This is a genomic window from Nocardioides sp. Leaf307 (assembly GCF_001423135.1).
GTDB classification, from domain to species: Bacteria; Actinomycetota; Actinomycetes; order Propionibacteriales; family Nocardioidaceae; genus Nocardioides; species Nocardioides kribbensis.
Genome location: NZ_LMNY01000003.1, coordinates 445,058 through 457,403, shown reverse-complemented (window position 1 = coordinate 457,403; position 12,346 = coordinate 445,058). Strand labels below are relative to the sequence as shown.

Here is a 12,346-nt window from a genome sequence, read left to right as displayed (position 1 = left end):
CGTGATCCCGGCCGTGATCCTGGCGGTGGTCCAGGCGGTGGTGTGATGGGGGCGTGAGCCTCCTCGACGCGTTCCACACCAGCATCCGCCTCGCCGGGCGGGAGGACGAGCCCGCACCCGGCATCGTCCTCGACACCGACGGCCCGGTGCGTCGCCGCTACCCGGCGACGCCCGGGTCGTCGTACTGCATGGTCGAGTGCCCGGAGGGTCTCGGCGAGGACCCCGACCACTGGATCGCGCGGCAGGTGGCGTTCTTCTCCGGCCGCGGGGAGCAGGTGGAGTGGAAGACCTACTCCTACGACTCCCCCGCCGACCTCGCCGACCGGCTCGTCGCGGCGGGCTTCGTCGCCGAGGACGAGGAGACGCTGCTGCTCGGCGAGGTCGCCGGGCTGGTCCACGACGTGGCGCTCCCCGACGGCGTCGCCCTGCGGCAGGTGGGCAGCGAGGAGGACCTCGCGCGGGTCGACGTCCTCCTGCGCACGATCTGGGGCGAGGGCCGCGACGACGGCTCGCTCGCCGCCGAGGTGCGCGCCGACCCCGACGCGCTCGACGTCGTCGTGGCGGAGGAGTCGCCCACGGGACCGGTGCTGTGCGCCGGGTGGCTGCGCTACACCCGCGGCACCGACTTCGCCAGCATGTGGGGCGGCTCGACACTGCCGCAGTGGCGGCGCCGTGGGCTCTACCGGGCGACGGTCGCGCACCGCGCCGCGCTGGCCCGCGACCGCGGCCACCGCTACGTGCGCCTCGACACCTCGCCCCACTCACGACCGATCCTCGAGCGGCTCGGCCTGCGGGCGGTCGCCACCACGACGCCCTACGTCCTCGACGGGCGCAGCGGCGCCGCGCGGTCTTCGTGAACCAGCCGTGAGCCGGTCGTGATGCGGTCGACGTCCGCCTGACCTGGGACGACGCCGCACGGTCACCCTCAGAGGTGAGCGCCGTCACAGTCGCCGGGGAGTAGACCTGGACCTCCACACTCTGGAGGGAGTCTCACATGGTCCTCATCGGACTTGTCCTGCTGCTCATCGGCATCTTCGCGTCCATCCCGCTGCTCACGACGGTCGGCATCATCCTGCTGGTCGTCGGCCTGGTCCTGAACCTCGTGCCGATCGGAGGCACCCGACGGCGGGTCTTCTGACCCCCGCTCGGCGACCAGCACGACCGCGGCACGACCGCGCCGCACGACGACCCCCGGCCCTCGGTCGGGGGTCGTCGTCGTGAGGCACCGCGCAGCCGGTCAGCCCCAGAGGTCGCGGACCCGGTCGACCCACGCGGCGGCCTGGGCGTGCCCGGCGCGGGCCGAGGGTGGGCGCGCCGCGGGGTCGAGCACGTTGCGGCCGATGGCCGCCCGGGCGTCGGCGTCGGGCGTGATCACCAGGTGGGCCACGCCCAGGTCGGCGAGCTGCCGGCTCGCGCTGCGCAGTGGCCCGACGCCCCGGTCGGCGGGGGCGAGCACGACCACGGGGTCGCAGCCCTCGGCGAGGTCGGCGTTGGTGCCCGAGCGCACGCCGCCGTCGACGTAGGTGCGCCCCAGGATCGGGATGGGCGGGTAGACGCACGGCACGGCGCAGCTGGCGTTGACGGCGTCCTCGAGGCCCACGTCGCCGCCGGGCCCGAAGCGCACCAGCTCCCCGGTGGCGACCTCGACGGCGGTCACGACGAGGTCGCGCTCGGGCCAGGTGGTGCTGGTCAGGCGGCGTCGCACCTGCGCGTAGCGCTCCTCGACGCTGGGGGTGCGCCCCGCGGCGGCCAGGCGTACGGCGCGCCGCCCCAGCACCCGGCCGAAGCGCTCGACGTCGCCGCGCGAGGCCAGCAGCCCCAGCGCGAACTGCGCCACGACGCCCACCCCGATCCGCGCCGGCGGGTCGGTGTCGGTGGGGGGCAGCAGCTGACGGCGGTAGAGCTCCTCGAGGCCGACGCCGCTGGTGACCTGCGCCCCCACGATGGAGCCCGCCGACGTGCCGACGACCCGGTCGGCGACGGTCAGGTCCACCCCCGCCTCGGCCAGGCCGGCGAGCAGGCCGGTCTCCCAGGCGATCCCGGTGATGCCGCCGCCGCCGAGGACCAGTCCGCGTCTCGTCACGGCGCCATCCTGCCCTCCCCCCGCCCGACGAGGGCGCGGCGCGCGGAGCGCGGACCTCAGCCCTCGTGCCGCTCGCCCGCGTCGAGCCGGGCCACCCGCCGCGGGCCCGCGGTGCGCCGGTAGGACGCGTCGACCAGCTCGGCCACCTCGGCCCACTGCTCCTCCCACCCCGGCAACCCGGGTGCGGCGAGGTCGAGGCCGACCCAGCCCGAGGGACCCAGGTAGGCCGGCACGAACGAGCGCGGGTCGCCCAGCACGGCCTCGCGCTCGCCGGGCTCGAGCAGCACCACCACGCAGCGGGGGTGCTGCACCCACGCGCCGTCGACGCGCCGGGAGCCGCCGTAGTAGGCGAAGACCTTGCCGCGCGGGGCGGCGAAGAAGGCGGGGCGGCCGTGGGAGACCTTCGTCGCGGCGTCGGGCAGGGCCAGCGCGAGCGTGCGCAGCCGCAGCAGGGCGGGGTCGTCGTCGTCGAACATCGGCGGGTGGGCCACGCCTCAGGTTGGCTCCCAGCCGGCGAGGAAGTCCAGCACCACCGCCGCCGGCATCTCGCACGGGCGGAAACGGTCGGCGCCGTCGCCGGGCGAGTAGAGGTTGGCGCTCACCACCGCCGTGCCGCCGCGCTCCTCGGCCCACACCTTCTGCGAGCGGCCGCCGACCTGCTCGCTGCGGGTCAACGACCAGGTGCGCCCGGCGTAGCGCACGGTGCTGTGGCCCAGCGGCACCCGCGCGAAGAGCCGCGCGGCCTCCGTGGCCTCCTGGTCCACCTCGGGCTCGGGTCGGGGCGCGGGGTCGGGCACGCCGCCATCATGGCGCGCTCCCGGGCGGCCGGCGCGGCGGCCGACGCGGGCGGCGATGATGGGGCGCGTGAGAGCGGTGGTGCAGCGGGTGACGTCGGCGCGCGTCGAGGTGGCGGGGGCCGACGGGCCCGCGGTGGTGGGGGCGATCGAGCGGCCGGGCCTGCTGGTCTACCTCGGCGTCACCCACGACGACGGGCCCGCCGACGTGGCCTGGGTGGCCCGCAAGGTGTGGGAGCTGCGGCTGCTGCGCGGCGAGGTCTCCGCCTCCGAGGCCGGGGCCCCGGTGCTGGTCGTCAGCCAGTTCACGCTCTACGGCGACGCGCGCAAGGGCCGCCGGCCCACCTGGCACGCGGCCGCTCCCGGCCCGGTCAGCGAGCCGCTCTACGACGCGGTCTGCGCCGAGCTCGAGCGCCTCGGCGCCGAGGTCGCCCGCGGCGTCTTCGGCGCCGACATGGCCGTCACCTCCGTCAACGACGGCCCGATCACCCTCGTCCTCGACTCCCCCCGCCCCCACGCTGGGTGAGCGGGCAGCGCCACCCGCCCCGGTGGTTGAGGAGGGAGCGCCAGCGACCGTCTCGAAACCACCCCAGCGACCGACGCTCCTCCGGAGCGTCACCTCGTGGCCCGTCGGTGGGCGAGTCGTCGTCGGAGGTCTCGGGCACCCAGCCACGGGCGGTCGGTCACCACGAGCGCCGCCACCACCGCCCCCGCCACGCGGGGCTGCCCCCGGTCGCCGTCCGGCCCGTCCGAGAAGTGGCGGCATGCGACCGGTCGACGGCCGCCGCAGGTGTCGTCTCCCGCCACTACGCACGATCGGTCACCGCGAGCGCCGCGACCACCGACCCCGCCACACGGGGGCCGCCTCGCGTCCCCGGCCGGCCCGCGCGCCCGAGAAGTGGCGGCATGCGACCGGTCGAGGGCCGCCGCAGGTGTCGTCTCCCGCCGCTACGCACAGTCGGTCACCGCGAGCGCCGCCCACCACCGACCCCGCCACACGGGGGCCGCCTCACGTCCCCGGCCTGCCCGCCCGCCCGAGAAGTGGCGGCGAACGACCGGTCGAGGGCCGCCGCAGGTGCCGTCTCCCGCCACTACGCACCGTCGGTCACCGCGAGCGCCGCCCACCACCGACCCCGCCACACGGGGGCCGCCTCACGTCCCCGGCCGGCCCGCCCGCGAAGTGGCGGCGTACGACCGGTCGACGGCCGCCGCAGGTGTCGTCTCCCGCCACTAAGCACAGTCAGTCACCGGCGAGCGCCGCCACCACCGACCCCGCCACACGGGGGCCGCCTCACGTCCCCGGCCCGCCCGCCCGAGAAGTGGCGGCGTACGACCGGTCGACGACCGCCGCAGGTGTCGCCTCCCGCCACTCACCGACGCCGACCCCGGGCCGACCCACGGGCCGGTCACCGTGCTGCTCGGCGGATCGACCCCCGTGCGAGCACCGATCGGTCGAGCTCCTGATCAGGCCAGCACCTCCGACCGGGCCGGGCCGGCAGCCACCAGCGCACACGTCGGTCGAAGGCACGGAACCAGTCCCGAGACGGGCCGGGCCCACAGCCACCAGACCACAGGCCATCGCCAACGGGGCTGCAACGCGGACCTCACAGTCTCGGAACCACCCACCCCGGGGATCCCGGGACCCTCACCGCCGCACGCCTCCTCCTCGACCACCTCCGCCACCCCCGTCACACCCGCAGAGACGCAGACCACACGCCGATCCGTGCTCGCCCCTGACGGCCCGGCGCCGCGCGGCGCACACTGACGCCATGTCCCCCGGTCCGGTCGCGCCCCACCCCGCACCCGACGTTCGGCGACCCCCCGCGGGCGCGCCCGGCCGCACCTGGCCGCTGGTGGTCGCGTTGGCGGCGGCGGCGACCCTGGGCTGGCTGCCCTTCGTCGGCCGCGACGTCGGGCCCGACGAGGGCGGCCTGCTGCTGGTGGCGGCGCAGTGGGCGCCGGGCCCGTCGGTCTACGGCGACTACTTCGTCGACCGCCCGCCGGTGCTCCTCGCCCTGGTGGCCGCGGCCGAGCACCTCGGCGGTCTCGTCGGGCTGCGGCTGCTCGGCGCGCTGGCGGTGGTGGCCTGCGTGCTGCTGGCCGGCCTCGTCGGGCGGCTCGCCGCCCCCGGCACCCGCAGGGGTCCGCTGATGGCGGCCGGTGCGGCGGCCGCGCTGACGGCCACCCCGCTCTTCGGTGGCACGGTGGTCGACGCGGAGATCCTGGGCGTGCCCTTCCTGCTGGCCGGCACGGCCGCGACCCTCGCAGCGCTCACCGCGCCCGACGCACGGCGGGCCGCCCTCCGGGGCGCCCTGGCCGGCGCGGCCGCCGTGGCCGCCGCGCTCACGAAGCAGAACCTCGTGGACGTCGGCGTGCTCCTCGCCGCCCTGGCCGTCACCGGGCTCCTCGCCCGTCGCGGCGTCGCGCGGCTGCGGCCCCTGCTGGCCGGCGCGGTCGCCGGCGGCCTCGCGGCCCTCGTCCTGGCGCTGGTCGGTGCGGCGACCCGCGGCACCGGACCGGTCGAGCTGTGGCGGGCCGTGGTGACCTTCCGCAGCCAGGCGGGCCGGGTCATCGCGACGGCCGACCCGCCGTCGTCGGCCGACCGGCTCGTGGTGATGCTCGTGGCGCTGCTCGCCAGCGGCGCTCCGCTGCTGGTGGCCGCCCTCGCGCCGTCCTTGCGCCGCGCGGTGCCCCTCGGGCCCGACCGGCTCGACCTGCGCTGGGCCGCCGCCGCCGTGCTGGCCTGGGAGTGCGTGGGGGTGGCGCTGGGTGGCAGCTACTGGCTGCACTACCTGACCGGCCTGGTGCCCGGCATCGTGCTCGTCGCCGCCCTGGCCGCACGCACCCCGCCCCGGCCTCCCGGCTGGCGGCGGCGCGCGCTGGTCACGGCGTACGCCGGCACGGCCCTGTCGGCCGCGGTCGCGGTCGGGTGGGTGGGGGTGCACCCGATCGAGCGCTCCGAGCTCGCGGTGTCGGCGTGGCTGGTCGACCACGGCCGTCCGGGCGACACCGCGGTCGTGGCCTTCGGGGAGCCCAACGTGCTGTGGGCGGCGGGGATGTCCAGCCCCTACGAGCAGCTGTGGAGCCTGCCGGTGCGCGTCTCCGACCCCGACCTGCGCGAGCTCGCCGCGGTGCTGGAGGGCCCGCGGCGCCCGACCTGGCTGGTGGTCGCCGGTCGCTCCCTGCTCACCTGGGGCGTCGACCCCGACGCGGCCGAGCCCGCGGTGGCCGCCCACTACCGCCAGGTCGCCGTGGTCGCGGGCTACACCGTGCTGGAGGTGCGCCGGTGAGGTCGCCGCTCACCGGTCGCACCGACGGGCTCCCGCGCGACCTCGCGCCCTTCCCGCCGACCCGCCCCGTGGCGCGCGCCCGGGCCCTCGCCGCGGTGGCCGCCCTGCTGGCGGTGTGGGTCGCGCTCGTCGGCATCCCCAACGACACCGTCGGCGTGGCGCTGTGGCTCTGGCTGGTCGCGCTGGCCTGGCACGCCGACGCCCCGCCCGCGCGCCGCTGGGACTTCGCCCGCGACTGGTGGCGCCCGATGCTGCTGCTGGTCGTCTACTGGCTCCTGCGGGGCCTGGCCGACCAGACCGGCGTGCCGGTGCACGTCGAGACCCCGGTGCGCCTCGACGCCTGGCTGGGCGGAGGCACGGTGCCGACGGTGTGGCTGCAGCGCGAGCTGTGCGGGGTGCCCTGCGACCCCGACGGCGCGCCCCGGTGGTGGGACGTCGCGCTCACCACCGTCTACGCCTCGCACTTCCTCGTCGCCCTGGTGCTCGCCGGGGTGCTGTGGCTGCGCGACCGCGTCGTGTGGCTGGCCTGGATGCGGCGGCTGGTGGTGCTCAACCTGTGCGGGCTGGTCGTCTACGTCCTCTACCCCATGGCGCCGCCCTGGATGGCCGCCGACCTCGGCGCGCTGCCCCCGGTGGAGCGGATCAGCGGCCGCGGCTGGTCGGAGCTCGGTCTGCACCGGCAGAGCATGGTGCTGCTCGGCATGTCCAACAAGGTCGCCGCCATGCCCTCGCTGCACGCCGGCACGGCCTTCCTGGTGGCCTTCTTCGCCCTCGGTCGACTGCGCTCGCGGTGGCGGTGGCTGCTGCTGGCCTACCCGCTGGCGATGTGCGTGACGCTCGTCCACGGCGGCGAGCACTACGTCGTCGACACCCTCGCCGGCGCGGCGCTCGCCCTCGCCGTCGCGGTCGGCTGCAGCGTGTGGGAGCGGCGTACGGCGGCCCGCGACTCCGCCCGCGACTCCGCCCACGACTCCGCCCGCGACTCCGCCCACGACTCCGCCCATGACTCAGCCCACGACTCCGAGGGCCTCAGTCGCGGACGACCGGCTCCATCGGCACCGTGACGCCCCGCTCGGCGGCGACCTCGCCGGCGCGGGAGTAGCCCGCGTCGACGTGGCGGATGACGCCCATGGCCGGGTCGTTGGTCAGCACCCGCTCGAGCTTCTCGGCGGCCAGCGGGGTGCCGTCGGCCACGCACACCTGGCCGGCGTGGATCGAGCGGCCCATGCCGACGCCGCCGCCGTGGTGGAGCGAGACCCACGACGCACCGGAGGCGGTGCTGACCAACGCGTTGAGCAGGGCCCAGTCGGCTATGGCGTCGGAGCCGTCGAGCATCGCCTCGGTCTCGCGGTAGGGCGAGGCCACCGAGCCGCAGTCGAGGTGGTCGCGGCCGATGACCACCGGCGCCGAGAGCTCCCCGGAGGCCACCATCTCGTTGAAGCGCCGGCCGGCGCGGGCCCGCTCGCCCTGGCCCAGCCAGCAGATCCGGGCCGGGAGGCCCTGGAACTGCACCCGCTCCTGCGCCATCGCGATCCAGCGGTGCAGCCGGGCGTTGGCGGCGCTCTCCTCGGCGGGGAAGAGCTCGAGCACGGCGCGGTCGGTCGCGGCGATGTCGGCCGGGTCGCCGGAGAGCGCGGCCCACCGGAAGGGCCCGCGACCCTCGCAGAACTGCGGCCGGATGTAGGCCGGCACGAAGCCGGGGAAGGAGAAGGCGCGCTCGCAGCCCCCCTTGCGGGCCTCGTCGCGGATCGAGTTGCCGTAGTCGAAGACCTCGGCGCCGGCGTCCTGGAAGCCGACCATGGCCGCGACGTGCGCGGCCATCGACGCCCGCGCACGCAGCGTGAAGCCCTCGGGGTCGCGGGCGGCCTCCTCGCGCCAGGCCGCGGGGTCCACGCCGACGGGGAGGTAGGACAGCGGGTCGTGGGCGGAGGTCTGGTCGGTGACGACGTCGATCGGGGCACCCTGCGCGAGCAGCGCGGGGACGACCTCGGCCGCGTTGCCGAGCACACCGATCGACAGCGGCCGCCGGGCGTCACAGGCCTCGACGGCGAGGGCGAGCGCGTGCTCGAGGGAGTCGGCCTGCACGTCGAGGTAGCGGTGCTCCAGGCGCCGGGCGATGCGCGCCTGGTCGACCTCGACGCACAGCGCCACGCCGTCGTTCATGGTCACCGCCAGCGGCTGCGCCCCGCCCATGCCGCCGAGCCCGGCGGTGAGGGTGATCGTGCCGGCCAGGGTGCCGCCCCCGATCTTGTCGGCCACGGCGGCGAAGGTCTCGAAGGTGCCCTGGAGGATGCCCTGGGTGCCGATGTAGATCCACGACCCGGCCGTCATCTGGCCGTACATCGTCAGCCCCAGGTCCTCCAGGCGACGGAACTCCTCCCAGGTGGCCCAGTCGCCGACGAGGTGGGAGTTGGCGATCAGCACGCGCGGCGCCCAGGCGTGCGTGCGCATCACCCCGACCGGCTTGCCGCTCTGCACGAGCATCGTCTCGTCGTCGCCGAGGGTGGTGAGGGTCCGCACCAGGGCGTCGTAGGCCTCCCAGCTGCGGGCGGCGCGGCCGGTGCCGCCGTAGACGACGAGGTCCTCGGGCCGCTCGGCGTTGTCGGGGTCGAGGTTGTTCATCAGCATCCGCAGCGCGGCCTCGGTCTGCCACGACCGGGCGGTCAGCGTCGTGCCGCGCGCGGCCCGGATCGGCAGCCGCGGGTTGCCGCCCCCAGCCTCGCCGCTCGCGGCCCCCGCGCTCGCGGCACCGGCGGGCGTGCGGACGTCCCCGCTCATCGCAGCGCTCCGGTGACCGACTCGGCGGCGGCCACGACGGCGCCCGAGGCCACGAGACCGACCGCGACCTCGATCTCCGGGGCGAGGTGGCGGTCGGGGCCGGGGCCGTCGAGCCCGTGCTCGCGCAGCAGCCGCACGACGGCGCCGGTGGCCGGGGAGGGCGCGAGGCCCGCGGTGTCGCCGGTGGTGGAGCGCAGGTCGAGGGCGCGGGCCGCGGTCATCACCTCGATCGCCACCACGCGGGTCAGGCCGTCGACGGCGCGGCGCAGCTTGCGAGCGGCGCCCCAGCCCATCGACACGTGGTCCTCCTGCATCGCCGAGCTCGGGATCGAGTCGACCGAGGCCGGCGCGGCGAGCCGCTTGAGCTCGGAGACGATCGCCGCCTGCGTGTACTGCGCGATCATCAGCCCGCTGTCGACACCGGGGTCGTGGGCGAGGAAGGGCGGCAGTCCGTGGCTGCGCGCCCGGTCGAGGAAGCGGTCGGTGCGCCGCTCGCTGATCGAGGCGACGTCGGCGGCCACGATGGCCAGGAAGTCGAGCACGTAGGCGACCGGGGCGCCGTGGAAGTTGCCGTTGGACTCCACGGTGTCGCCGAGCACGACCGGGTTGTCGACGGCCGAGGCCAGCTCGACCTCGGCCACCCGCGCGGCGTGGTCGACGGTGTCGCGGGCGGCGCCGTGCACCTGCGGCGAGCAGCGCAGCGAGTAGGCGTCCTGGACGCGGTGGCACCCGGGTCCGCGGTGGGAGGCCATCAGCGGGGAGTCGGCGAGCAGCGCGACCAGGTTGGCGGCCGAGGCGCCTTGCCCCGGGTGGGGGCGCAGGGCCTGCAGCGCGGCGGTGAAGACCCGGTCGGTGCCGAGCTGGCCCTCCACCGACATCGCGGCGGCCACGTCGGCGGTGCGCAGCAGGCGGCGCAGGTCGGCGATCGCCATCACCAGCATGCCGAGCATGCCGTCGGTGCCGTTGATGAGGGCCAGGCCCTCCTTCTCGGCCAGCTCCACGGGTCGCAGCCCGGCCGCGGCCAGCGCCTCGCCGGCCGGGCGCAGCACCCCGCCGGCGTCGCGCACCGGCCCCTCGCCCATGAGGGCCAGCGCGCAGTGCGACAGCGGCGCGAGGTCGCCGGAGCAGCCCAGCGACCCGTGCTCGTGCACCACCGGCGTGATCCGGTGGGTCAGCAGCGCCGCGAGCAGCTCCGCGGTCTCGAGCCTGACCCCGGTGCGGCCGGTGGCCAGGGTCGAGAGCCGCAGCAGCATGAGCGCGCGGGTCACCTCCACCTCGACCTCCGGTCCCGAGCCCGCGGCGTGGCTGCGCACCAGCGAGCGCTGCAGCTGCGCCCGCTGAGCGACCGGGATGTGGCGGGTCGCGAGCGCCCCGAAGCCGGTGCTCACGCCGTACGCCGGCACGTCGCCGGCCGCCAGCAGCTCCACCACCTCGCGGGCGGCGCCGATCGCGCTCCGGGCCTCGGGGGCGAGCACGACGGGGGCGCCGTCGCGGGCGACGGCCACGACGTCGGCGGGGGTGACCGGACCGGTGCCGACCACCACGACCGCGCGGTGGTCGCCGGTGGCCCGGTCGGCGTCGTGGCTCCGGTGGTCGGTGCTGGGGTCGGTGACGGTGTCCATGGGCCCAGTCTCGGCAGCCGGCCGGGTCGCCGACAGGGCCGGCCGACCACCACTGTCTCGGATCCGAGACGAATCGGCCGGGCCCGCCGACCGGTGCCACCGCGGTGGTCTCGACCACCTGTCGGCCCGACGGAGGACCTGTCAGCCTGACGAGACGGCGGCCGGCACCGGCGCCGCCGGGGCGGTCGGGCGCTCTGGTCACCCCGCGCGGAGCGCCAACCGAACTGGATCGGATCCAAGTCTCACGAATTTAGGCGGTCTAGCCCGCGAGACCCCCGCGATGTGCAAAATGGATCGCGGAAGTCACATTTGAGATGTGTCTTACCCGCGTCCGGCTGAGGGAGGTCGGCGCGTCCTCCCCCTCAGCAGCAGGAGTCTCTCTATGCGTTCTCGCCTGGTCCCCGTCGCGACGGCGCTCGCCGTCGCGGCCTCGACCGCCCTCATGATGGCCCCCACCTCGACGGCGGCCCCCGCCGCCGGCGGCGACAGCTCGGCCAAGCTGACCAACACCAACTTCGCCTTCACCGCGACCGGCTACGGCACCCTGGTCGAGGGCGGCATGGTCCCGGCCGACTCCGGCACCACCGGCTTCAGCACCATCGCGTGCACCAACCAGGCCGGCAAGACCCGCGACAACTACATCGCCGAGGTCAACGTGCCCGGCCTCGGCACCATCTCCGGTGTGCGCACCGACGTGCAGACCCGCCAGCGCAAGAACAAGGTCTTCTCCCTGGCCAAGCACTCCGTCGCCGACGTCTCGATCCTCGACACCCCCCTCGGGTCGCTGTCGATCACCGGGGTCTCGGCCACCTCGCGCGTCACCTACACCAAGTCGGGCCCCGACAAGGGCTTCAAGACCGCCACCAACACCTCGGTGCTCGGCATCAAGCTCCAGCCCGCCGGCGGCCTGCCCGCGCAGACGCTGCCCCTGCCCACGCCTGACCAGCCGATCGAGATCCCCGGCCTGGCCACCATCTCGCTGGGCAAGAGCATCGAGAAGAAGAACCGCCAGGGCGCCACGGCCTACGCCAACGCCCTCTTCATCCACGTCATCCCGACCGACACCACCGTCAAGGTCGCGCGCAGCGCCGCCAAGCTCGAGCGTGGCGCGGTCTCCGGCATCTTCAACGGCAACTCCAGCCCCGTGCGCGCCGACGTCATCGGCGACCTCATCCGGGTCGGCCGCGCCGTCAACTCGATCATGCCGTGCACCGGCACCGACGGCGAGCTGAAGAAGAAGAGCGCCGCCAGCGTCAACCTGGCCGACCAGGTCGTCGTCGACGGCGCCTACAGCCAGCAGCGCGCCAACCAGGTCAAGGGCCGCGCGAGCGGCACCGAGGAGTCCGGCGTCGCCAAGATCTCCCTCGGCGGCGACGCCCTGGTCATCGAGGGCCTCCAGGCGAAGGTCAACGTGGTCCGCAAGGGCGGCAAGGTGACCAAGAACGGCTTCACGAAGTTCGTCGGCATCACTGCCGGCGGTCAGGCCCAGGAGCTCGACCAGCTGCCCGAGACCATCGAGATCCCCGGCGTCGGCCTGGTCAAGCTGGAGTTCAACCTCAAGCGCAAGACCGCCTGGGGCATGAAGGTCGTCGCGCTGCGCATCACGCTGCTCGAGGCCGGCGGCGACGACGTCGACTCGGTCGTCAACATCGGAGAGGCCAAGCTCCGCATCCAGCCGCTCGGCAGCTGACCCGCCGCGGCGGTCGCCACCGGCCCGTCGCACCACCGCCGCGCCACGCGGCACCCGTCCCCACCCGACCGGCCCGGTCCCCTCACGCA

The 12,346-nt window shown here is 75.7% G+C and carries 11 protein-coding genes; 6 read left to right on the top strand and 5 right to left on the bottom strand.

Going from position 1 to position 12,346, the window contains the following annotated elements:
- Nucleotides 1–53: 53 nt before the first annotated feature.
- Nucleotides 54–857, top strand: coding sequence for a GNAT family N-acetyltransferase (locus ASF50_RS16955; protein WP_056905270.1), 804 nt, complete (start codon nucleotides 54–56; stop codon nucleotides 855–857).
- Nucleotides 858–994: 137 nt separating this feature from the next.
- Nucleotides 995–1,138: a hypothetical protein gene (locus ASF50_RS19520; RefSeq protein ID WP_165699050.1), complete on the top strand. Its 144-nt coding sequence runs from the start codon at nucleotides 995–997 to the stop codon at nucleotides 1,136–1,138.
- Nucleotides 1,139–1,237: 99 nt separating this feature from the next.
- On the opposite strand, the gene ASF50_RS16950 is transcribed toward ASF50_RS19520, so the two are convergent.
- Genes ASF50_RS16950 through ASF50_RS16940 form a run of 3 tightly spaced genes read right to left on the bottom strand, consistent with a single transcriptional unit; the run spans nucleotide 1,238 to nucleotide 2,880 of the window.
- A complete protein-coding gene (locus ASF50_RS16950; RefSeq protein WP_056905269.1) occupies nucleotides 1,238–2,083 on the bottom strand; it encodes a patatin-like phospholipase family protein in 846 nt (281 codons plus the stop codon).
- 56 nt (nucleotides 2,084–2,139) lie between these two features.
- Nucleotides 2,140–2,574 (bottom strand): MmcQ/YjbR family DNA-binding protein, encoded by a 435-nt coding sequence (locus tag ASF50_RS16945; protein WP_200920226.1) that lies wholly within the window; start codon nucleotides 2,572–2,574, stop codon nucleotides 2,140–2,142.
- Between the two features lie 3 nt (nucleotides 2,575–2,577).
- A complete protein-coding gene (locus ASF50_RS16940) occupies nucleotides 2,578–2,880 on the bottom strand; it encodes a peptide methionine sulfoxide reductase (protein ID WP_200919160.1) in 303 nt (100 codons plus the stop codon).
- A 67-nt stretch (nucleotides 2,881–2,947) separates the two neighbouring features.
- On the opposite strand from ASF50_RS16940, the gene dtd reads away from it, so the two are divergent.
- From dtd to ASF50_RS16925, 3 genes are all read left to right on the top strand, one after another.
- The gene (gene dtd / locus ASF50_RS16935) at nucleotides 2,948–3,403 is read left to right on the top strand and encodes a D-aminoacyl-tRNA deacylase (RefSeq protein ID WP_056864906.1); all 456 of its coding nucleotides are present in this window, start codon (nucleotides 2,948–2,950) and stop codon (nucleotides 3,401–3,403) included.
- Between the two features lie 1,243 nt (nucleotides 3,404–4,646).
- Entirely contained in the window at nucleotides 4,647–6,167 is a 1,521-nt protein-coding gene (locus ASF50_RS16930) for a hypothetical protein (protein WP_156718365.1), read from the top strand.
- Complete coding sequence (locus ASF50_RS16925) at nucleotides 6,164–7,231, top strand: phosphatase PAP2 family protein (RefSeq protein ID WP_056905266.1); 1,068 nt, start codon at nucleotides 6,164–6,166, stop codon at nucleotides 7,229–7,231. The genes ASF50_RS16930 and ASF50_RS16925 overlap by 4 nt, the downstream gene beginning before the upstream one ends.
- Here the strand turns inward: ASF50_RS16925 and hutU are convergent.
- Both hutU and hutH read right to left on the bottom strand, forming a co-directional pair.
- Nucleotides 7,197–8,945, bottom strand: coding sequence for a urocanate hydratase (hutU, locus tag ASF50_RS16920; protein ID WP_082503321.1), 1,749 nt, complete (start codon nucleotides 8,943–8,945; stop codon nucleotides 7,197–7,199). The genes ASF50_RS16925 and hutU overlap by 35 nt on opposite strands.
- Nucleotides 8,942–10,567: a histidine ammonia-lyase gene (hutH, locus tag ASF50_RS16915; protein ID WP_082503320.1), complete on the bottom strand. Its 1,626-nt coding sequence runs from the start codon at nucleotides 10,565–10,567 to the stop codon at nucleotides 8,942–8,944. The genes hutU and hutH overlap by 4 nt, the downstream gene beginning before the upstream one ends.
- Before the next feature lie 382 nt (nucleotides 10,568–10,949).
- On the opposite strand from hutH, the gene ASF50_RS16910 reads away from it, so the two are divergent.
- Complete coding sequence (locus ASF50_RS16910) at nucleotides 10,950–12,257, top strand: choice-of-anchor P family protein (protein ID WP_056864909.1); 1,308 nt, start codon at nucleotides 10,950–10,952, stop codon at nucleotides 12,255–12,257.
- The last annotated feature ends 89 nt before the right edge of the window (nucleotides 12,258–12,346 follow it).

Bases quoted from the DNA above. Each gene is read 5' to 3' on its own strand.
- ASF50_RS16930 (WP_156718365.1), top strand. From the start codon at position 4,647: ATGTCCCCCGGTCCGGTCGCGCCCCACCCCGCACCCGACGTTCGGCGA.
- ASF50_RS16910 (WP_056864909.1), top strand. From the start codon at position 10,950: ATGCGTTCTCGCCTGGTCCCCGTCGCGACGGCGCTCGCCGTCGCGGCC.
- hutH (WP_082503320.1), bottom strand. From the start codon at position 10,567: ATGGACACCGTCACCGACCCCAGCACCGACCACCGGAGCCACGACGCC.
- hutU (WP_082503321.1), bottom strand. From the start codon at position 8,945: ATGAGCGGGGACGTCCGCACGCCCGCCGGTGCCGCGAGCGCGGGGGCC.
- ASF50_RS19520 (WP_165699050.1), top strand. From the start codon at position 995: ATGGTCCTCATCGGACTTGTCCTGCTGCTCATCGGCATCTTCGCGTCC.